The following is a 21,969-nucleotide window of genomic DNA, read 5'->3' as shown; positions in this document are numbered from 1 at the left end:
TTGTGATATTTTATTAACATTATGCTTGCATAACAAAAACACAAAGAACAATTATTTATTTCATAACGTTTTGTGTATATTTGTATAAAAACCAATACTGTTATGACAAAAAATTACTTTCGTAATCTTATTCCGGTAATTTTATTTTCAACTGTAAGTCTTTTAACTTTTCAACATGTTGAGGCTCAGACTTATTGTATTCCGACCAATAGCTGTACTTCAGGTGACCAGATTGAAAATTTTTCAACCACCGGTGGTGTAACAAACATAAGCAACCTGAACTCAGGATGTTCGCCAAATGGATATCAGTTTTTTTCAAACCAGGTAGTTACAGCGTTGCCGGGAACACAAATTAATTTTACAGTGCAGTCTGGCTCGACTTGGTCACAAGGTTTTAGGATCTGGGCTGACTGGAACAACGACGGAGACTTTTTTGATGCAGGTGAAGACCTCTGGAACTCCGTTACCTGGGCAACAACCCCGTTTAACGGAAGTTTCACAATACCTGTAGCTACTCCTCCAGGCAATATCAGGCTGCGGGTAAGATGTAATTATGTAGCCATACCTACAGGCCCGTGTGACGCCCAAACATTTGGTGAAACAGAGGATTATGTAATTAACGTATTGCCTACTACACCTTGTACATCTCCTCCTCCAGTTGCAACTACTGTAGCTTCAGATACAAATGTTTGCCCAGGAACAACTGTGAATTTTTCTTTAGCAAATATCACCTTTGGTGCTGGTCAGACCTATCAATGGCAGTCAGCTCCTTCAGCCTCTGGACCTTGGACTAATATTACAGGAGCAACTTCTCCTAATTATTCACAAGCTGTATCAACAACTACATTCTTTAGATGTAATGTGACTTGCGGAAGTGCTACCACGCCATCTACCACCCGTCAAGTGATTGCCGCTGGAAATATTTTTAATGGAACATATACCATTAATCCTTCGGGATCAGGTCCAAACAATTTTGCATCTTTCACCGCCTTAGCTAATGCACTTGCTTGTGGATCGGTGACTGGACCAGTAACCATTAACGTAGCTCCAAATTCAGGACCCTACAATGAGCAAATAGTATTGCCTTATGTACCTGGAACCTCACCAACAAATAAAATAGTAATAAACGGAAATGGAAATACCATTCAATTTAATGCCACCAACTCGGCTGCACGTCATACTATTGATTTAAATGGAGCCAAACACTTCGAATTTAATAATCTAAATATTTTATCAACAGGTGCATCCAATGGTCATGCACTAGAATTTAGAAACAGTGCAGATTCAAACAAATTCGTGGGGTGTACCATCGGCCATGCAGACATGGAAAACACAGCTTTTAACACCGGTGCTATCGTATTTACCAATTCTAAAACTACTTCTACAGGTCAAGGTAACAATGGTAATTTTAACGAATTCATTAATAACATAATTCAAGGTGGATATTATACCATTTCACTCAATGGTACAGCTACAACACCAAACACTGGTAATAAATTCATTAATAATGAAATACGGAATTCATATTTATATGCTGTTTATGGCGCCAATCTGGATGATTTTGTCTTTGAAGGTAACAGTGTGCACCGCCTGACAAGAAATTCACTCACAACCTGTTATTACATATATGTTTTTGGTACAAACAATCGCAGAAACAGAATTATAGGTAACAGATTTCACGCACCATTTGAGCAACAGCCAAACACTACGAATTCATTTTACGGCATTTGGTACACTTCAGGAGCAACCACTGCATCTGACCGTAACCTTATTGCAAACAATATTTTTTATAACATTCGAACAAATGGATTGATTTATACCTGGTATCACACTGGTACAACCGGATATTTTGACTTTTTCCACAACACAATTTCAATCAATAATCCAGGTTCAACATCGACAAGTGCAAACAGATTGGTATTTATTTCAACCTCACCTGATAGCATGCGTATTAGAAACAACGTATTTACTTGCGTGCGCGGAGGTACAGGTCAGAACCACATCATCTATTTGAGCAGTTCAACCTATACTCCTTTAATTAACAATAACGTATACTTCATTGACACCATCGGAGCTGCTAACTTTATTGGATTCAGAGGTACGAATGTAAAAACATGGAGCAACTGGCAGTCTGTAGCTTCAGGAGCCTTTGATCAGGATGGTGCCTTTGCGAATCCGATTTACGAAAATGAAGCTGCTGGTAATCTTAAGCCCATCAATCCGGCGATTAACAACATTGGGTTTAACCTGACTGCGATTGTGCCTAATGATATCCTGAATGTAACTCGTTCAGTACCACCTGACCCGGGTGCATATGAATTTACTCCTTTACCGGGCGTTGATGCCGTGTTGACTACCTTTATAAGTCCTGTTCCGGGATCAGGATGTTCTGGTAATGTATCAGCTTCAGTCAACTTAAGCAATTATGGTTTAACATCCATGACATTTGCCCGGATTCGCTGGACAGTGAATGGAGTGCCTCAAACTCCGGTTAATTTTACCGGCAATCTTGCCACTGCTGCCAATCAGGCTGTATCCTTAGGAACGTTTCCTGTTGTTCCGGGTCAATCGTATAATCTCGTTGCTTTTGTAGACTCAGTAGCTCCTGGTACTGATGTGAATCCTACTAATGATACTACATCCAGAATTTACAATACAAATGGTCTACAGGGAGTATTGACCATCAATGCAGGTGCGCCAGCTACAGCCACAAACTTCCAGTCTTTTAATGCATTGGCAAACGCTCTTCATACAAATGGAATTTGCGGACCTGTAACAATAAATGTCGTTCCAGGCTCAGGCCCCTATGTTGAGCAAGTTCAGTTTAATCCAGTAATAGGAGCAAATGCAACAAATAGAATTACTATTAATGGTAATGGAGACACAATACGTTTTGATGTGACAAACTCAGCCCAGAACTTCGTAATCCGTCTTAATGGGGCAGATTTCTTTACATTCGACAGTTTGAATGTCCGGTCTATTAATGCTTCAAATAGCTGGGGCTTCCACCTTACCAACAACGCTGACCACAACATCATACGGAAATGCCGCATCGAGTGTCCATTAAATACAACTTTTAATAACGTGCCCATTGTAATATCTGGCACAAATACTAGCTCTACTTCATTTGGTAACTGTGGTAACTATAATCTTATTGAAGATAATACCATAATTGGCGGTTATTATGGTATCACCGTGATGGGTATCTCTTCAACTTCTGCCGGATTATCCAAATTCAATAGGATAAGAAACAATAAATTCTTTGATTATTACCTGGCGGGAGTGTATGCCGGTCCGAATGATAGTTTAGAGGTAATTGGAAATGAGTTTTCACAGCCCACTCGTACTACTCACACAACCTTTTATGGTCTATTGTACTCTGGATACTTCAACAACTGTCGTATTGTAGGAAACCTGATTCACAATGCCTTTAACGCAGCAACTACCTTCCCAACATCAGCAGCTTATCCGATTTACATTTCTGGTGGTTCTGATCCGGGTCAGTGGAACTTGATTGCCAACAACATCGTTCGTGACATCAAGACGAATGGTTTGATATATGCTATTTACTTCCTAAGCTCATGTAACTGGTGGAAGGTATATCACAACACGATTGCCATATATCTTCCCAACGCCATATCTTCAAACGCTACACGTCTTGTATGGCATGCAACTGCAAACGACTCTATCAGATATATGAATAACCTATTCTATCTGATGCGAGCCGGATCAGGACAAAAGCACATCATGTACCTCAACTCGGCTACTAGCCGTCCTCTCATTAACCACAATGCTTACTTTATCCATGATTCAATAGGTTCTAACTATTTCTTTGGATGGCGTGGCTCTAACATCAACACCTTTTCCGATTGGCAGGCCGTGGCTTCAAATGCATTTGATCAGCAAGGACGCTATGCAAATCCTAATTTTGTCAATATCTGGTCAGGAAACGTTCAGCCTACCAACGTATTATTCAATGGAATGGGCTTCAATTTGCAAAACTGGGTACCGACAGACTTCTTTGGTGCACCCCGTGGCGCATTCCCTGATGCTGGTGCAATTGAATTCAATCCGCCTCCTGGTCCTGATCCTGCAATTGTTTCATTTACCCAACCCACTGGAGCAATCTGCGATACATTTGCTACAGCTCAAGTGCAAATTGCTAACCTTGGTCTTGATACAGTTACATCCCTTACTATTGCATGGTCTGTTAACAATACACCTCAGTCGCCAGTTAACTGGACCGGAGTGCTGGCGTCCTCTCAGAGTGTTAACATTACGCTAGGTACCTTTAATTTACCTGCAAATGCATTGGTAAACATTACAGCAACCATCACTTCAAGTGGCCCAGGAGTGGATACAGATCCGTCTAACAACACTCTGACAAGGAATGGAATCAGACGAAGCCTGAGCGGAAGCTACACAATTAATGCTTTTTCCGCCACTTCAGGAACCAACTTCGCGAGCTTTACGGAATTTGCAAATACTCTATCACAAGTAGGTGTCTGTGGACCTGTCACAGTCAACGTTGTACCTGGTTCAGGTCCCTATGTCGAGCAAGCCTATTTTGGAACAATACCAAATACAAGCGTAGCAAATACTGTGACACTGAAAGGTAATGGTGAATCCATTTCATTTAGCTCTACCAATACTGATCGCAGAGCTATTATCGCCTTTGAAGGTACAAGAAACTTTGTACTTGATTCACTAAATATCAGCTCAACTGGTACAATCTCACAATTTGCTACAGGTGTTTTTATTACGGGTAATGCAGAAAACATCACTGTAAAGAATTGTTCGATCGTAATGCCAATGAACTTCACCAATACCAATTACAACGGTATTTTGGCATCAATCTCTGAAAGCAACATCACCGGAGTTGGCAAAGTATGTGATCGCATTACCATCGAGAAGAACTTTATATCTGGTGGTTATCAAAACATTTACATCGGAGGCAATACTACCACTACAGGACCATTCACCATTGGAAACAAAATACTGAACAACATCCTCGCTGATGCTTACATTTATGCATTCTTTGCCAGAGGTGTTGACAGTCTAGAAATTCATGGAAATGATATTCACCGCCTGAACCGTACGACATTAACTACCTTCTACGGAATTTACGTAACTAATGAAATAAGGAACTCAAAAATTACAAATAACAGAATCAGAAATCCATATGCAGCAGCTACCTCCACTTCAATTACAGGAGCTACATTTGGATTCTATAATTTCACATCAACCGGTAATCCTAACAACAGAAATCTCTTCGCCAATAACTGGATGTATGGCTGGGAAAATACAGGATTCAATTATGGAATCTATCTTTCTTCATCCAGCAACTGGAATATTTATCACAATTCTATTTCGATACAGCACACTAATGCCGGATCAGGTGGTGAATATCTGCTCTATTTACTAGGTACAATGAGTAATATTGACTTCAGGAATAATTTGATCACTTCAAGCAGACCCACCAATGGTACATCCTATGTTATTTATCAGTCAAATACTGTAACCAACATTACCTACAACAACAATGCATACTGGAGACAAACCAACTCCACAAATGCATTCTTTGGATTTAACGGGTCAAATATCAATACGTTTGCTAACTGGCAGGCATCGACAGGCAATCCTGATGCGAACAGCCAGTTTGGCCAGCCATTCTATGTGAATCCTGCAGCAAACAACTTTACACCAGGTTCACCTCAGTTTAATAACATTGGTGCAAATCTGCTTAGTGTTGTACCAACTGACATCAATGGAGTAGCCCGTACTTCTACACCCGATCCCGGTGCAGTAGAGTTTGTACCCCTGCCCTGTACAGGTCCGTTTAACTTCACATTAGTAAGTACAACTCCGACTTCAGCAACTCTCAACTGGGGAAGTTTTGACAACAACCATCAGCTAGAATGGGGTCCTGTAGGTTTTACTCCCGGTTCGCTGCAGGGCACACTAATTACAAACATCACAACCAAGCCTTACACTGTTACAGGTCTTACATCTAATGTCTGCTATGATATGTATGTACGCGACAGCTGTGGACCTAATCAGTTTAGCGCATGGGTAGGCCCGGTACAGGTTTGTACCCCGATTGCATTTGATGCCCGCCTTGAAGCGTTGGTTAATCCGAGAAACGGGCAGTGCGGTGATAGTGTGATGAACGTTCGTGTCGTTGTAAGGAATCAGGGAGCAAACGCTCTGACTAACATCCCTGTCACTTGCCAGATAACAGGAGATATCACTCAGACATTCAACGCTACTGTACCTTCACTAGCACCAGGAGCCAGGGACACCATAACCATGGGTAGTATAAATGGTTTTATGGGACTTAACCTGAATATTCTTAGCTACACCGCCCTGCCAAACGACCAGGTTACAAACAACGACTCTCTGAACGTAGCGGTCTTCATCAAACCAAGGAATCCTGTTGTTCTGCCTTATTCAGTATGTGCGGGAATTGATACCATCACCCTACAGGCCAAACCTGGCCCGGGATTATTGTACGAATGGTATGGCCAGCCTACTGGCGGTACACCATTAGCTACCGGAAACACCTTCTTTGTTCCATCTATTTCAACAAAGAATGACTACTATCTGCAATATCGCCAAATTGTCGGTGATTCTTCAAGTGCGACACATGGGCCACTTATTCAAAGTTCAGGTACTTTTGTGAACTCGGCTACATCATTCAGTACGTGTCCGGGAATTTTAAAAGTGCCGGTTCCTGCTGGAGCTGTAATCGACTCAATACGTGTATCGTATTCAATCACTGCTACTGGTGGTGGCTGGATCTCTGAACAGCTTTCAAGAATCAGGGTGGTTAATAACAATGCAGCAGAACCTGTAGTAGTTGGACCGGGTCTAAATCAGGGTGGTACTCAGGCTTATTCCCGTACGCTGACTATAGCAAATGGTGTGATCAACTCAGATACATTAACACTTGAACTCCATGTGGGTAGAACCTGGCCTGATGGTGGAACGGGTCCATGTAATGACCTCTATCAGTTTGTACCGGCTAATTCCTGGACCGTTCGGGTTTATTATCAAGCTTCAGCATGCTCACAAGTACGAACTCCTGTGATTATCACACCGACGCCAACACCTACAGTTAACTTCACCTTCACTCAAATACCAACCAGCTACACCGTAACCTTTAATGGAACTGCTACAAATGCCGATTCTGTGAAGTGGAACTTTGCCGGATTGGGTTCTGCCAATACGCTGAATGCAACCTTTACCTTCCCGCAAAATGGTAAGTATGGCGTTTGCCTTACTGCCTACAACAAGTGCGGAACTGCTACTAAGTGTGATACGCTCGAATTCAAAGTATCAATGGCAGAGCAGCTGCTCGGCAGCTTCCTGAAGGTTTATCCAAACCCGAACAGAGGATTATTCGAGGTGACCTTTAGCGACGATGTAGCCACGCTGCCTATTGAAGTTGTAGATCTCACCGGTAAAGTGGTTTATCGCACGGAGTGGAGAAGTGCTGGTGGCACCTTCAGAGAAACCATCAGACTCGAAGATGTAGCTGCAGGTACATACTTACTACGGGTACACTCATCCGCCGGAATTATTAACCGGAAGGTTGTAATCGGTAAATAAATATTTTCTCATAAAAAACTATTGAACTGCCTCCTAAATGGGGGGCAGTTTTTTTTTCAACTTAACTATTCGGTCATTGAGTTAAGTTGTAGGATTGAGTATATTAATTGTTTGAATGAAATAGAAGAAAAAATAAACAAAATGAAATTAGAGTATTTATTTAAATGGGATATTTTAATTAAATAATTGCGTTTTTTTTACAAGTTTTAGAATACTAAAACACTGTGAACTCTAAAGATGAAACCAATTGATTTAAAAAATTAAATAGTCGTTGAGATATTTAAGCTCTTTCCATCGAACAGACCTTCTATGGCAGGGTAGCATATAAAGTTGCGTTCCTTGAGCTCAGTAAGAGCTTCGATCCGGAGGAAGTCGGGATGTTCTTCTATGGGAATACACTCTCCGCTGCTAATCAGCAGTTTAATAGATTTTTGACTTTGATCATAGGCTTTGTTTTCCACTTTACCAGCGAAAACAAGGTATTCCTCTTCTCCATTGTTAAGGGCTAATGCTGTTCTAACAATCCGACGGAGTTTTGTAATGTAGTCGTGGCTGATTTCTTTATCGGTAAGTTTAATTTTGAGCAAGTTGCGGTCGAGCAGGCGGATACAAAGACTACTTAGAACAGGGTCAGGATCGTAGTACCATTGCTTAACGGCTGACCAGATGTCGGTATCGTCAAGCGAAAGAAAAATGGAGAGCCAGACAGGGTCGTTTCGAAGAGTCTCGATGTTAATGTCTTTACGTAACAAAGCTTCCAGCGAGCGTCCTGCTTGTATTTTATATCCATCCCGATATCGCTGCCGGGCGCGCTCAAATATTTTTTGCAACAGAAATTCGGCTGAAAGCACAGTCTTGTGCAAGTACACTTGCCAATACATCAACCGGCGGGCAATCAAAAATTTTTCTACACTGTAAATCCCTTTCGATTCTATTACAAGCTCGTTTTCGTGCACATGAAGCATGGTGATAAGACGCTCAGAATTAACCATGCCTTCATGAACTCCGGTGTAAAAACTATCGCGACGCAAGTAGTCGAGGCGATCCATATCGAGCTGTCCGCTGACAAGTTGATGCAAAAAGCGCTTTGGGTATTGATCTCTGAAAATGCGTATGGCCGTTGATAGCGCATACTCAAATTCGATATTGAGCTTTTCCATGATTAGTAAGGAGAGATGTTCGTGCCGCACGGGCAGCAACGAATGCTCTAATGTATGCGAAAACGGGCCGTGACCAATATCGTGCAGTAAAATAGCTGCAAGAGTAGCTTCCTCTTCCGTCCAAGTAATTTCAATACCTTTTCGACGCAAAATCTCAATGGCTTTCTGTGTAAGGTGCATGGCACCTAATGCGTGGTGAAAACGTGTGTGCGTGGCACCTGGATACACCAGATAAGTAAGTGCAGTTTGACTTATGCGTCTAAGCCTCTGAAAATAAGGATGGTCGATAATTTTTAGAATCAGTGGGCTTTCGATTATAATGAAACCATAGATCGGGTCGTTAATGATCTTGGTTTTATTTTTGATTTTAGACATACATTCTTAAACAATAAGCACAAAAGTATGGAGAGCACGCGCATTCTATGGGCCGACGACGAGATCGATCTGTTAAAGCCACACATAATTTTTCTTGAAAAAAAGGGTTATAAAATCGATACCGCCACAAACGGCCGCGATGCACTCGATATGATTCAGGAGAATCATTATGAGGTGGTCTTTCTCGACGAGAATATGCCTGGCTTGACCGGACTTGATACGCTTGTTCAAATCAAAAAAATCAATCGAAATATTCCGGTGGTGATGGTCACCAAAAGCGAAGAAGAGCGCATCATGGAAGAGGCCATAGGAGCTCAAATAGCTGATTATCTGATTAAGCCCGTAAACCCTAATCAACTTTTGCTATCGATTAAAAAACTCACAGAACAGAGAAAGCTCATCAACGAAAAAACTGCAACGGACTACCAAACTGAGTTTCGCCAGCTTGCCATCGATATGAGTATGGCCGATACGATTGAAGATTGGGTAAAAATTTACAAAGACTTGGTTCGCTGGGATTTAAGCCTCGACCATGTGGAAAACAGCACCTTTCGCGATTTGTTGGAAACTCAGAAGAAAGAGGCTAATGCTCTGTTTTTCAAATTTATATCGAAGAATTATCAAGCTTGGCTCAAAGGGAGCGACTCTGCTCCCACACTCTCTCCACAATTGCTTCCGCGTGAACTCTTCCCCTCGTTGAAAGCGGGAAAAAAAATATTTACTATTATCATAGATAATCTTCGCTACGATCAGTGGAAAGTGATTGAATCAGAGCTCACGCAGTTCTTTGTGGTGGAGACTGAGAAAATATTTTGCTCCATTCTGCCCACAGCTACCCAATATGCACGCAATGCGTTGTTTGCTGGGCTCATGCCGGCTGAAATAAAGCGCAGATATCCCGACAAGTGGTTTGACGATGACGAGGAAGAAACGAAAAATCAGTTTGAAGAATTTTTCTTACAAGAAAACCTAAAGCGCTACGGATTAGGGCATATCAAATGGAGCTATGCCAAAATATCCCAGCTGGCTTTTGCCCGAAAATTTGTGGAAAACCTTAAATCGCTCGCAGACAATGATCTAAACGTAGTAGTGTACAACTTTGTAGATATCCTCAGCCATGCAAAAACGGAGATGGATGTGATCAAAGAACTGGCCGATAACGACAAAGCCTATCGTTCGCTCACCCGAACCTGGTTTATCCATTCGCCCTTATATGAAATTCTGCGCTTCTGTGCTGACCGTAAGTTGCCTGTACTTCTTACAACTGACCACGGAACCATAAATGTTCAAAACCCAGTTAAAATCGTAGGTGAGCGAGAATTGACGACAAACCTTCGCTACAAAGCCGGGCGCAATATGTCGTACAACCCGAAAGAGGTCTTTGAAATAAAAAATCCTGAAGAGTATCACCTGCCTCGCATGGGAGTCAATACTCATTACATTTTTGCTGGAAAGGATGACTTTTTCGCTTACCCGAATAATTACAACCATTACGTGCGATATTACCGCAATTCCTATCAACACGGAGGTATTTCACTCGAAGAAATGCTTATACCCGTAGCTTATTTACGGCCGAGGTAGATAGTATTTTTTACACGAGCATGCTATGGGTTCGCCACTCACCGACTTTTTGGATCTTATTTATCCAAACAGTTGTATTCACTGCAGTGCCGAACTTTCGCAAGCTGAGTGGTATTACTGTTTTCGGTGTGAGGCTGAGGCTGGGTTTAACCAAAACTACTCGATCAGCCAGAATCAGCTAACCGAAATACTCCACGGGAGAATTCCAATCAGGTATGCGCATTTCATGCTTTACTTCTACAGAAATACTGTGGCCCAGAGCATTTTGCATGAATTGAAATACAACAACAACCCGGATATCGGCCGATATATGGGTCGAATTCACGCAAGATTGCTTCGCGATGAGGCAAACTTTAAACCCTATGCTGATACTGTTCTATTACCAGTACCTCTGCATCCCAAAAAACTTAGAAAACGAGGTTATAATCAGGCCGAAGAATATGCGAAAGGATTGGCCGATGTATTTAAAATCGATATTAATTCCACGGCCTTAGTGCGCAAAAAGTATGCTGATACGCTTACAAAGAGAGGAAGATTACTGCGCTGGCTTACCCTCAAAGAGACCTATATGCTCGAACGTCCTCAAGAAATTGCCGGAAAACATTGTATCCTGGTCGATGATGTTTTTACTACGGGTGCCACTCTTGAGCGATGCTATCAAGAGGTGAAAAAAGCCGACATTAAATCCATTTCAGTGCTCACGATAGCTTTTGCCTCGCGTATTTAAGACAACTGAATTTATTATTAATAGCTGAAAAGCTTCTACTCAAGAGTACTTTTGCCCTGCATCACACTTGTACTCTATGAAAAGGTCTGTTTTATTTTTAAGTATTGTCTTGTTTTTCTTTTCATCAAAAGCTTTCTCTTGGGGCCAAACCGGACATCGCATAACTGGTGAGATTGCTGAAAAATATTTGACTCATAAAGCTCGAAAAAACATTCAAAAGCTAATCGGCAACCAGTCGCTTGCCATTGTCAGTACCTGGATGGATGAAATAAAAAGTGATCCGCGCTACAATCACACGCACGACTGGCACTGGGTGACAATACCTGATGGACAAACCTACGAACAAACGGAGAAAAATCCGAAAGGCGATGTAATTGAAGCCATCGATCGGCTAGGTAAAGTTCTAAAAGACCTGACGCAATCAGACTCTGCCCGTCGCGATGCGCTGATGATGCTGGTGCATCTGGTGGGCGATATCCATCAGCCGCTACATGTGGGTAGAGGCGACGACCGCGGTGGCAACGACGTACGTGTGCGCTGGTTTGGTCAGAATTCCAATCTCCACAGAGTTTGGGATAGCGACATGATCGACTCTTATCAACTTTCTTACACTGAATACACAGAAGCCATCTATCGCAAGTACCGTCATCAGGCTCACCAATGGATTTCTACCGATCCCAGAGCATGGGCCTATGAGTCGATGCAACCTAGAGAAGAAATTTATGCCTTCGACCGGGATAAATCGCTTGGGTATCAATATCACTACAAAATGCGTGATCTTTATGAACAGCGCCTCATGCAAGCTGGTGTTCGAATTGCTGCTTTGTTAAACTCTTTACTCGGGTAGTTATTATTAAATAAATTCAGGATTCTTTTTGGATTAACAATAGAATTATTTGTTGATTGATAGTGCTTTTTTTCCTTCATGCATTATCTAAGGATTCAATTTACAGTTTATCTGGCTGTCACAATTAATCAAAATAGTTTTTCGAAGGTTTTTTTGATTTCATTTTCTTAATGATGGAATTATGTGGCAATAAAAGTTCCTTTGGTTTAAAAATTTTAACAACAAATAAAAAAAGCCACCCCACTTGAGGTGGCTTTCTTTTTGATTTCCAGAAATTATCTGAAAGAAATCTTTTGTGTAATTGACTTACCGGTTGCGTCAATGATTTGCAGCATGTACACCCCAGCGGCAAGGTTGTTTTTGTAGATGTTGAAGTCGCCTGTGGCTCTATTCCATTCGTTGATCAGGCGACCGCTGATGTCAGTAAGGCGAAGTGTGTAAGACTTTTCACCTAGGCGAACAGTCATTACGTCGTTTGATGGATTGGGGAATATTGCAAAAGACTGAGTAGTAAATTCATCTACACTGATATTCAGAGTCTGACAGCTATTCCACTTGTACTGAGCCACATCGTTGTTGCCAGTGCGAACATACTTGCGGTTAAATCCACCCAAGCCATTAGGTTCTACACAGTTTCTGTCATTAGGATCGGGGAAGGATTCTTCATTAGCAGTGTTTGATACATCGCCGTTCACAAACTTAAAGTAGAGAATAGCTGGACAGAGGTTAGGAATGGTAACTTGGTAAACTCCGTTTCCGATCGGAGTCAGAGGCACGCGGCCTGCTTGCCATGCTGGTGTGGTAAAATCACCAATCAGGAATACCGTGTCAGCTGGCACTGGACCATTGCTCAAATCAACGCGGAAGGTCACAGGTCCATCAGCAGGCTTAGGAGTACAAGGTGTGGTCTGATTAAAGCATACTACCGGGACGGTCTGGTTGCTTGTAATAGTGATTTGTCTATTTGGAAGCCCTTCCCAGTTGGTGTTACCTCCGGAGTGAGTTCGGAATTTGTATTCGTGTGAACCACTGTCAACATTTAAAGTAACAGTGTAAAGCTTTGGATTGGTAGGTGATGCATTCATTTTAACTCCGGCACCCCAGTTAGCCAAAGTACCAGCTATGGTCACAGAATCGAAAGTTCCGCAGAAGTTTTGAAGGTCAACTTGGAAGGTTACGTTGTACTTCGGTATCGGACCGGTAGGGCAGGCGGTACACATTCCAAAACACACAACCGGAATTGTTGTTGGCCCTGATACGGTTACCCCTCTGTTTCCGTTTACAGCACAGGCTGCGGGCACACTTTCGTCGCTGCCCCAGGCGTTGCCATTGATGAACTTGTACTCATACGATCCTGCGGGTAGGTTTACAGTGATAGCGTATACGGTGGTGTTTCCCACTTTGGTCATTTGAGTAGAGTTGGGCGACCAGTTTGATGGAAAACCTGCAGCCTGTTGAAAGTTACCTGCAATGTGTACTCCATTAGCGCTTACGGTCTGAGTGGCCATGTCAACCTGAAAGGTGACGGGAAATGTTGTTTGCGCCATAAGCATACCTCCAGTAAGCATTGCGCAGAGAAAAAGGTAGATTTTTTTCATCTTTTGTAAATTTTAGTTAGTGTACTTTTTACATTTACCGCGAATGTACTCAAAAATTAAAAAATGAAAACACGATTTTTATCAGGTTTTAACGACCGACTGTTAAATACAGGTGATTTCAATGTAAAATTATTGAGATATTTTCAGGTGCTGCTCTTTTTCAGTGTATTAAATACAGGGATACTAGTTGCACAAAAAAACTCTTCACAATTGGTAGAGCGCATCGACCCACCCCAGTGGTGGAGTGGTATGTATTGGAATACGGTAGAGTTTTTAGTGAAGGGTAAAGATTTTAAAAATGCAACTGTTGAGCTTGTTTCCGGTTATGCTACGATTAAAAACTTCTCACCGGCTAAAAATCCAAAATATTTATTTGTAACTCTAGAAATACCTCAGAATCCTGTTAGTCAAGTTATTAAATTAAATATTAAGGCAAATAAAAAATCTCAAATTGTTTCTATTCCTATTTACCCCAAAACGCATAAGAATTTTCAGACCATCACAACGTCGGATGTCATTTATCTCATCACTCCTGACCGTTTTGTCAATGGAAATAGGGCTAATGATATTCAAAAGGGCTTTTTCCAATCGAACACTAACCGAAATGAGCCCTACGAACGGCACGGAGGCGATATTGCTGGAATTGCGTCTAAGATCGAATATTTTAAAGAATTAGGAGTTTCAGCATTGTGGATATCGCCCGTTTTGGAAAACAATCAGCCATACGAAAGCTATCACGGGTATGCGATTACCGACTTATATAAAATAGACCCACGAATGGGATCTCTTGAAGAATACATCAAGCTAAGCACCAGCCTTCAGCAAAATGGCATTAAGCTCATTAAAGACATGGTATTTAATCATTTTGGTGATAAAAATTATTTGTATACCGACATTCCTGACTCAAACTGGTATCATTGGTGGCCAACCTTTACGCGCACGAACTATAGAGCCACCACCTTAATGGACCCTTACCGTTCTGAGCTGGATTACAAAGTGATGACGGAAGGGTGGTTTGATACGCATATGCCAGACTTAAATCAGAAGAATCCACATCTGTCGCGCTACTTAATTCAAAATACGCTTTATTGGATAGAGATTGCTAAGCTGAACGGCATTCGCATTGACACATATGCTTATTGCGATCAGGATTTTATGTCGAGCTGGATCGAGGCAGTAAAGAAAGACTATCCCGACCTGTATATCGTAGCAGAAATTTGGGAGCATACCGTGCCACCGCAACTCTTTTTTGATACTGACCTTCCTCAGCGCCGGCTGGCGAATACGCATCTCGATGGTATTACTGATTTTCAGCTCCACTTTGCCATTCAGGAGGCTCTTAATCGCGAGCCGGGCTGGGCCGAAGGTGTGAATAAGCTATATTACATCCTAGCTTCAGATTACTTGTATAAATCTCCCGAAAAGCTTGTCACCTTTCTCGATAATCACGATGTATCGCGCATTTATGGGGTTTTAGGCAAAGATTTGAAAAAGCTTAAAATCGCACTGGGATGGTTACTTACGTTAAGAGGCATTCCGTGTATCTATTACGGCACTGAAATTTTGATGGCACATACCGATGGTCATGGCTTGATACGACAGGATTTTCCCGGCGGATGGCCTGATGATAAGGTTAACAAGTTTACAGCCGAAGGCCGAACTCCAGATGAAAATGAGGCCTTTAACTTCATAAATACACTTATTCGCTTGCGCAAAGAGCATTCGGCACTGGCTTCAGGCAAGTTTACGCAGTTTATACCTCGTAACGGAATTTATTTTTATACAAAGTCAGATGCCAAAAACACATTTCTCATTGTTTCAAACGTAAACAACAAACCGATGTCTTTTATCCCTACTGAATTTTTTGAATTCGCAGAATTAAAATACGTATTTGGCGATCTTGTGGAATGGTCAGGCGAAAATGAAAAGGGGCAGTCGCTGATTTTGCCGCCCAAATCGTTTACGCTTTTTAAAATTAGATAAAGTTTGTAGGATTAGAACACTTATCCATGACATTTTCAAAAGTATTCATCATGCGCATTCTCGTATAGAGAATATATCTATCGTGCGTAAATACATTCGGGCTCGTATTATTTTCGCCCATTAAACGATCTAAATTTTTAATCTGATGAAAAAAAGTCTAATTGGCTTAAGCCTTGCCCTCTTTCTACTGATACCTCCGGTAGCCCGGGCTAATGAGGGAATGTGGTTTTTGATGCACATCGCCCGACTCAATTACAGAGATATGCAAAAGCTCGGCCTTCAACTTACGGCTGAAGAAATTTATTCAATCAATAATTCGAGCTTAAAGGATGCTGTAGTTCAGTTTAATGGTGGATGTACGGCTGAACTTATATCGCGCGATGGATTGCTGCTCACCAATCACCACTGCGGCTATGGCGCTATTGCCGAACTTTCATCTCCAGAGAACAACTATCTTAGGGATGGTTTCTGGGCTAAGACCCGCGATCAGGAGCTGAAGCCGAAGTCGCTCTTTGTACGCTTTTTTATCCGCATGGACGATGTAACACAGCGTATCCTTAGTAAGGTAAACAACTCAATGACTGAGGAGGAGCGCGACCGCATCATCCGTGAAGAGATTGCTAAAATCGAGCGCGAAAACAGCGAAGGCGGCAAATACGTGGTTTCGGTGCGCTCCTTCTACGAAGGCAATGAATATTACTACTTTGTATATCAAGACTATTCAGATGTGCGCTTGGTAGGTACACCGCCCGAGAGCATAGGCAAATTTGGTGGCGATACCGACAACTGGGAGTGGCCGCGCCATACCGGCGATTTTTCACTCTTCCGCGTGTATGCAGGGCCTGACAATCAACCTGCCGCCTATAGTAAGGCAAATGTACCCTTTAAGCCCAAACATTTCTTCCCAATTTCGTTGGCCGGAATTAGAGAAGGTGATTTTGCCATGATCCTTGGCTATCCTGGCCGCACAAATCGTTGGTTGCCTTCGGCCGGCGTTCAACAAAACGTTTCTTATGCTTATCCGGCCTGGGTTGAGGGGTCAAAGCTCGGCATGGACGTGATGAAGAAATACATGGACAAGGACGATGCCGTACGCCTGATGTATGCCACTAAATATTCTCAAGTGGCCAACTATTGGAAAAACCGCCAAGGAATGATCGATGCTCTGACTAAGCATCGTACTGTGGCTACGCGCCAAAAGCAAGAGCGCGACTTTCAACGCTGGGCTAACAGACCCGAAAACCGAGAGCTCTATGGCAGTGTGATGGCAGATATTCAGGCCTATTACGATGCTACCAATTTAAAAGCCCGGCACGACAACTACTTGATGACCATTTTCCGTACTGCGTCGTTGTCCATATTCCCGGTACGCATCAAAAATTCCATCGATGCAATGCTGAAGGCTGATGCTGAACGAGGTAATATGCTCAAGGAGCGTATTTTCGCTACCATCGACGAACAATACGCCGACATGTACATGCCGCTCGAAGAGGATGTACTGGCTGCACAACTTGCGCTCTACAGCACAAAGTCGGCTCCCTACCCCATAGCTCCCTACATCGAAGAACTGCGCAAGCGCACAGGTGGCAATTTCCATCCATATATATCTAATGCACTGAAAGCAAGTGTGTTTTCATCAGCCGAACGCCTGAAGGCAGCTATAGAGCTCGGAGATATTGCGCTGATCGAAGCCGATCCGATTTATAAAATCTCTTCCGCCCTCTTCGAAAAATACCGCGAAGAGACGCCAGAGCAGAAACAACTCGAAGCGAAATACCGCCGTGCTTTTAGACTAATGGTAGATGGATTCCGCCGTGCTAATCCGAATAAGGCCTTCTATCCGGATGCAAACAGCACACTCCGCCTCACTTACGGCACTGTGAGAGCTTTGCCCCGCGACCCGAGAAACGATGCTGCTCGCAACTACTACACCACTCTAAAGGGTAAAATCGCCAAATACAAGCCCGGTGACGAGGAGTTTGACTTGCCAAAAAGGCTCATCGATCTCTATAATGCGCGCGATTTTGGTCAATATGCCGATAAGGCCGGTTTTATGCCAGTTAATTTCCTAACTGATAACGACATTACAGGAGGTAACTCTGGCTCGCCTGTACTCAACGGAAAAGGTGAACTCATTGGCTGTGCCTTCGACGGAAACATTGAAGCAATGGCAGGCGATGTAATCTTCGACGAAAAGCTCCAGCGCACCATTAATGTCGATATCCGATACGTGCTTTTCATCATCGATAAGTTTGCCAATGCAGGCCACTTACTCGAAGAGATGGAAATTCGCAAATAAATTACTCTTAGAAATTAAAATGGAAATCCCCGGTTTCGCGACCGGGGATTTTGTTTTAAAGATTCGTTTTTTAAAAACCGTTTGAAAGAATTTTAAACTATCAACGAACCTTACGCCACAGTGATTTCAGCGTCCAGATAAACATCCTGAATGGCGTGCAGCAGAGCAACACCTTCGTTCATAGGCTTCTGGAAGGCTTTGCGGCCGGAGATCAATCCCTGCCCACCGGCACGCTTATTCACCACTGCAGTAAATACGGCATCAGCCAAGTCGCTGGCGCCTTTTGATTCGCCACCAGAGTTGATCAAACCAGCACGGCCCATATAGCTGTTGGCTACTTGATAGCGGGTTAAGTCGATGGGGTGATCGGTAGTGAGGTGAGTATAAATGCGCTCGTCGAGCTTGCCGTAAGATGATCCTCCAGTGTTGAGCGCTTTGTATCCTCCATTGAGGGTGGGTAGTTTTTGCTTTACGATATCGGCTTGAATGGTTACACCCAAGTGGTTTGCTTGACCAGTGAGGTCAGCAGCGGTGTGGTAATCTTTTCCGTCGCGTTTGAAAGCGCTGTTTCGAGTATAACACCACAAGATGGTTGCCATGCCGAGTTCATGAGCATATGCAAATGCTTCAGCTACCTCTACGATCTGGCGGCTAGATTCTTCGCTGCCAAAGTAGATAGTGGCTCCCACAGCTACTGCTCCCATATTCCAAGCATCTTCGATGGTGCCAAACATTATTTGGTCGAATTTATTCGGATAGGTTAGAAGTTCGTTGTGGTTGATTTTTACGATAAATGGAATTTTGTGTGCATACTTGCGGGCAGTGGCAGCCAAAACGCCGAAAGTCGAGGCCACAGCATTGCAGCCACCTTCGATGGCCAGTCTTACAATGTTTTCTGGGTCGAAATAAATGGGATTTTTTGCAAAGGATGCGCCAGCACTGTGCTCTATGCCTTGATCAACTGGTAATATACTCAGGTAACCTGTCCCGGCCAAACGTCCATGATTGTAAAGTGCATGTAGGCTTCGCAGTGTGGGGATGTTGCGATTGCTAGGGCCGTAAATACGATCTACAAAGTCAGGTCCCGGCAAGTGGAGTTGTTCTTTGGGAATGGTTGTACAGGTATGCGTTAGCAGCGATTCTGCCTGGTCACCGAGCAGCGAAACGATTTCAGCGTGGGTCATACATTTTGGTATTTGTGTTCTGTTGCCGACAAAGTTAACATGTCACTTTGTTGAATATCTTTTTCATTTAGAGAATTTTCGCATGATTCTTTACTACGAAAATTCATTCGATCAAATCTAAATGCGAAACATACACTGAGAGCATCCGGCCAGAGTATGTTTGGCTGTAAAAAGTGTTTTGACAAAGGATATCAACCTGATTTTGTTAAAAGTCCTTGTTATCGAAAGGAATATGAATCAATAAACCGGCAGTGAAGGATTGCTTCAGTCAAATTTGGATATAAAGTGTAATTATTTCGCTGAAAAAAATCCCTTAAGGACTTTTCTCAAGCCTAAGACAAACAACACAATTGCTGTAATGCTGAAGGCAGCCGATAGAACGATGCCCCACACTTTGCCCTCGTCGAGCAGCGGAAAACCAATGTAATAAAACAAAACCGGACCACTGAAGATGAAAGGCATAGAGCCAAACATCAGGGTAGCGCCTTTTGCCAGTAACTCTTTGTCAGAATGAGGGCGAGGTTTGTACTCAAACTTCATTTTTTCTGATTTTCATACAAAGCTAACGCAGATTTTACATCACCGGTTCGGCGTACCAAATCAAGAGCTATATCGTAAGAAATGGAGGCCTTTTCGGCAACTATGCGGGCAGCGCGGTCGATCAGTTTGTAGTTAGCCAGCTGCATGCGTACCATTTTATTGTCTTCTACCCGACCCAAGCGGATCATGGCTGTGGTAGTGAGCATATTGAGTACGAGTTTTTGGGCTGTGCCGGCTTTCATTCGCGTGCTGCCGGTAACCACTTCAGGTCCTGTGACGACTACTACCGGATAGTCGGCAAACTGAGTCACCGGCGCACCGGGATTGCAAGTGATGCAGCCCGTAGCTATTCCTGCCCGGCGACAGTGGTCGAGACCTCCCACCACATAAGGAGTAGTGCCAGAGGCAGCTATTCCTACTACAATATCGGCCGCGTTTACTCCATGTTCTTGCAAGTCGCGCCAGGCGCCTTCGTAGTCGTCTTCGGCAAATTCCACGGCTTTTCGTATGGCTCCATCGCCACCGGCTATCAGGCCTATGACCATGCCGTGGGGTACTCCATAGGTCGGAGGACATTCGCTGGCATCTACAATGCCGAGCCTTCCGCTTGTACCTGCACCGATGTAAAAAAGACGACCGCCGTTAGCGAGTTTTTGGTAAATTGCTTCTGCAAGAGCTTCAATTTCTGGTAGAGCCTTATGCACTGCCAGAGGCACAGTCTGGTCTTCGCGATTGATGATTTCCAGCAGTTCGCGGGTAGATCTTTTTTCCAGATGTCGGTAAGGCGAGTCTTGCTCTGTGATGCGTTGGAATTCAGCCATTTTTCTGAAGTAATGCCATGTAAAATCCGTCAGCGTCGAGTTCGGTGGGCAGTATTTGCTTGTCAGTGATCAAGGTGTATTCGCCTTTCTTTCGCTCCAGGAAGGCTTCTACTTGTCGGCGGTTTTCGTCGTCAATGAGCGAACAGGTCGCATATACGAGGGTTCCGCCGGGCTTGAGCATATCGGTGTAGGTGTCGAGTATTTCGCGCTGTATGCTAAGTACACGTTGAAAGTATTCGTCTCTCAACTTCCACTTTGTATCCGGATTTCTGCGAATCACACCGGTTCCGGTACAGGGTACATCGAGCAGCAGCTTATCGGCGCTATGGTGCAGTCGTTTGATGGTTTTACTGCCTTCTATGGGTCGGGTTTCGATGTTGTCCACACGATTGCGCGCTGCTCTACGGCGCAGTTCGCTGAGTTTGTGTTCTTCTACGTCCATAGCGATGATTTGTCCCTTGTTGCGCATTAGGGCAGCCATATGCAGCGACTTGCCTCCTGCACCGGCACAGGCATCGATCACGCGCTCGCCCGGTTTAGGGTTTAAAAAGGGCGCTATGAGTTGTGAACCTCCGTCTTGTACCTCATACAGCCCTTCGTGAAAGCTCTCCAGCCTAAACACGTTTACGCGCTCACTCAATTGTAAGCCTACATCGCTGTAGGGCAGGAGAGTAGCTTCTACTCCCTCAGCCTTCAATCGCTCTATGACAGCTTCGCGGGTAGTGAGTAGTGTATTTACGCGCAGGTGTAAGCCGGCGGGTTGATTTAAAGTATGCGCAAGGGTGGTCCATTCTTTATTGGGTGAGATTAACTCAGCCAGCCAGTCTGGGAATGACTCCCGAATGTTGGGGTCATTTATCTGATCTAACCTTTTTTGTATCAATGGCCATTCCGAAGCAATATCAGACCATTTGGGGTCATCGCCTGGAAGCCATTTACCTGAGAACAATCGGTAAAGTGCGAAGATTTTGTAGAGCTTTTTGCGCTTGAGCGATGGGTTTTCGCCCAGCAGATACCAGAGCAGTCGCCAGTGTCGTACGATTTCATACACACTTTCAGCTACAAAGGCTCTGTCTCTGGCGCCCCATTTTCGATTAGCTTTAAAAAGGCGCTCTATCGCCTTGTCAGCATACACATCCATACCGAAAATGGTCTCCAAGGCCTCAATGACTCCTCCGACCAGATTGGGATACAGCCTCTCAGGAGTAGCTAAAGTGCTTTTATTACTCGCTGCCAATGGATT

At 43.5% G+C, this 21,969-nt stretch carries 12 protein-coding genes; 6 read left to right on the top strand and 6 right to left on the bottom strand.

Annotation, left to right across the window (positions count from 1 at the left end):
* Positions 1-102 precede the first annotated feature (102 nt).
* On the top strand, positions 103-7,611 hold the full coding sequence (locus tag ACK4EX_RS05615) for a GEVED domain-containing protein (RefSeq protein ID WP_409770608.1): 7,509 nt from the start codon (positions 103-105) through the stop codon (positions 7,609-7,611).
* A 260-nt stretch (positions 7,612-7,871) separates the two neighbouring features.
* Here ACK4EX_RS05615 and ACK4EX_RS05610 read toward each other — a convergent pair whose 3' ends face one another.
* On the bottom strand, positions 7,872-9,146 hold the full coding sequence (locus tag ACK4EX_RS05610) for an HD domain-containing protein (RefSeq protein WP_409770606.1): 1,275 nt from the start codon (positions 9,144-9,146) through the stop codon (positions 7,872-7,874).
* A gap of 27 nt (positions 9,147-9,173) precedes the next feature.
* Here ACK4EX_RS05610 and ACK4EX_RS05605 point away from each other — a divergent pair, with 27 nt between their 5' ends.
* The 3 genes from ACK4EX_RS05605 (at position 9,174) to ACK4EX_RS05595 (ending at position 12,301) form a co-directional block, all read left to right on the top strand.
* Complete coding sequence (locus ACK4EX_RS05605; RefSeq protein ID WP_409770605.1) at positions 9,174-10,727, top strand: PglZ domain-containing protein; 1,554 nt, start codon at positions 9,174-9,176, stop codon at positions 10,725-10,727.
* A gap of 25 nt (positions 10,728-10,752) precedes the next feature.
* Complete coding sequence (locus tag ACK4EX_RS05600; RefSeq protein ID WP_409770603.1) at positions 10,753-11,454, top strand: ComF family protein; 702 nt, start codon at positions 10,753-10,755, stop codon at positions 11,452-11,454.
* A gap of 76 nt (positions 11,455-11,530) precedes the next feature.
* Positions 11,531-12,301 carry a S1/P1 nuclease gene (locus ACK4EX_RS05595; protein WP_409770602.1) on the top strand — a complete coding sequence of 257 codons (771 nt, stop codon included), beginning with the start codon at positions 11,531-11,533 and terminating at the stop codon, positions 12,299-12,301.
* Positions 12,302-12,576: 275 nt separating this feature from the next.
* Here ACK4EX_RS05595 and ACK4EX_RS05590 read toward each other — a convergent pair whose 3' ends face one another.
* Complete coding sequence (locus ACK4EX_RS05590; protein ID WP_409770600.1) at positions 12,577-13,899, bottom strand: T9SS type A sorting domain-containing protein; 1,323 nt, start codon at positions 13,897-13,899, stop codon at positions 12,577-12,579.
* 63 nt (positions 13,900-13,962) lie between these two features.
* On the opposite strand from ACK4EX_RS05590, the gene ACK4EX_RS05585 reads away from it, so the two are divergent.
* Positions 13,963-15,882 (top strand): alpha-amylase family glycosyl hydrolase, encoded by a 1,920-nt coding sequence (locus ACK4EX_RS05585; protein ID WP_409770597.1) that lies wholly within the window; start codon positions 13,963-13,965, stop codon positions 15,880-15,882.
* Between the two features lie 145 nt (positions 15,883-16,027).
* A complete protein-coding gene (locus ACK4EX_RS05580) occupies positions 16,028-18,181 on the top strand; it encodes a S46 family peptidase (RefSeq protein ID WP_409770595.1) in 2,154 nt (717 codons plus the stop codon).
* A 110-nt stretch (positions 18,182-18,291) separates the two neighbouring features.
* On the opposite strand, the gene ACK4EX_RS05575 is transcribed toward ACK4EX_RS05580, so the two are convergent.
* From ACK4EX_RS05575 to ACK4EX_RS05560, 4 genes are all read right to left on the bottom strand, one after another.
* Positions 18,292-19,365, bottom strand: coding sequence for a class I fructose-bisphosphate aldolase (locus tag ACK4EX_RS05575; RefSeq protein WP_409770592.1), 1,074 nt, complete (start codon positions 19,363-19,365; stop codon positions 18,292-18,294).
* 291 nt (positions 19,366-19,656) lie between these two features.
* Entirely contained in the window at positions 19,657-19,905 is a 249-nt protein-coding gene (locus ACK4EX_RS05570; protein ID WP_124398339.1) for a DUF6095 family protein, read from the bottom strand.
* Positions 19,902-20,726 carry an N-acetylmuramic acid 6-phosphate etherase gene (gene murQ, locus ACK4EX_RS05565; RefSeq protein ID WP_124398338.1) on the bottom strand — a complete coding sequence of 275 codons (825 nt, stop codon included), beginning with the start codon at positions 20,724-20,726 and terminating at the stop codon, positions 19,902-19,904. The genes ACK4EX_RS05570 and murQ overlap by 4 nt, the downstream gene beginning before the upstream one ends.
* Positions 20,719-21,963 carry an RsmB/NOP family class I SAM-dependent RNA methyltransferase gene (locus ACK4EX_RS05560; RefSeq protein WP_277028527.1) on the bottom strand — a complete coding sequence of 415 codons (1,245 nt, stop codon included), beginning with the start codon at positions 21,961-21,963 and terminating at the stop codon, positions 20,719-20,721. Before ACK4EX_RS05560 ends, murQ begins: the two co-directional genes overlap by 8 nt.
* Between the last annotated feature and the right edge of the window lie 6 nt (positions 21,964-21,969).

Origin of the sequence: Thermaurantimonas sp., from assembly GCF_046299575.1 — a bacterium.
Taxonomy (GTDB): Bacteria; Bacteroidota; Bacteroidia; order Flavobacteriales; family Schleiferiaceae; genus Thermaurantimonas.
The sequence above is the reverse complement of the archived record's forward strand: the minus strand, read 5'-3'. Positions and strand labels throughout refer to the sequence as shown.

What these genes read in the sequence shown, in the direction of transcription:
- ACK4EX_RS05600 (WP_409770603.1), top strand. Translation starts at nt 10,753, where the DNA reads ATGGGTTCGCCACTCACCGACTTTTTGGATCTTATTTATCCAAACAGT.
- ACK4EX_RS05575 (WP_409770592.1), bottom strand. Translation starts at nt 19,365, where the DNA reads ATGACCCACGCTGAAATCGTTTCGCTGCTCGGTGACCAGGCAGAATCG.
- ACK4EX_RS05615 (WP_409770608.1), top strand. Translation starts at nt 103, where the DNA reads ATGACAAAAAATTACTTTCGTAATCTTATTCCGGTAATTTTATTTTCA.
- ACK4EX_RS05595 (WP_409770602.1), top strand. Translation starts at nt 11,531, where the DNA reads ATGAAAAGGTCTGTTTTATTTTTAAGTATTGTCTTGTTTTTCTTTTCA.
- murQ (WP_124398338.1), bottom strand. Translation starts at nt 20,726, where the DNA reads ATGGCTGAATTCCAACGCATCACAGAGCAAGACTCGCCTTACCGACAT.
- ACK4EX_RS05590 (WP_409770600.1), bottom strand. Translation starts at nt 13,899, where the DNA reads ATGAAAAAAATCTACCTTTTTCTCTGCGCAATGCTTACTGGAGGTATG.
- ACK4EX_RS05580 (WP_409770595.1), top strand. Translation starts at nt 16,028, where the DNA reads ATGAAAAAAAGTCTAATTGGCTTAAGCCTTGCCCTCTTTCTACTGATA.
- ACK4EX_RS05605 (WP_409770605.1), top strand. Translation starts at nt 9,174, where the DNA reads ATGGAGAGCACGCGCATTCTATGGGCCGACGACGAGATCGATCTGTTA.
- ACK4EX_RS05610 (WP_409770606.1), bottom strand. Translation starts at nt 9,146, where the DNA reads ATGTCTAAAATCAAAAATAAAACCAAGATCATTAACGACCCGATCTAT.
- ACK4EX_RS05585 (WP_409770597.1), top strand. Translation starts at nt 13,963, where the DNA reads ATGAAAACACGATTTTTATCAGGTTTTAACGACCGACTGTTAAATACA.
- ACK4EX_RS05570 (WP_124398339.1), bottom strand. Translation starts at nt 19,905, where the DNA reads ATGAAGTTTGAGTACAAACCTCGCCCTCATTCTGACAAAGAGTTACTG.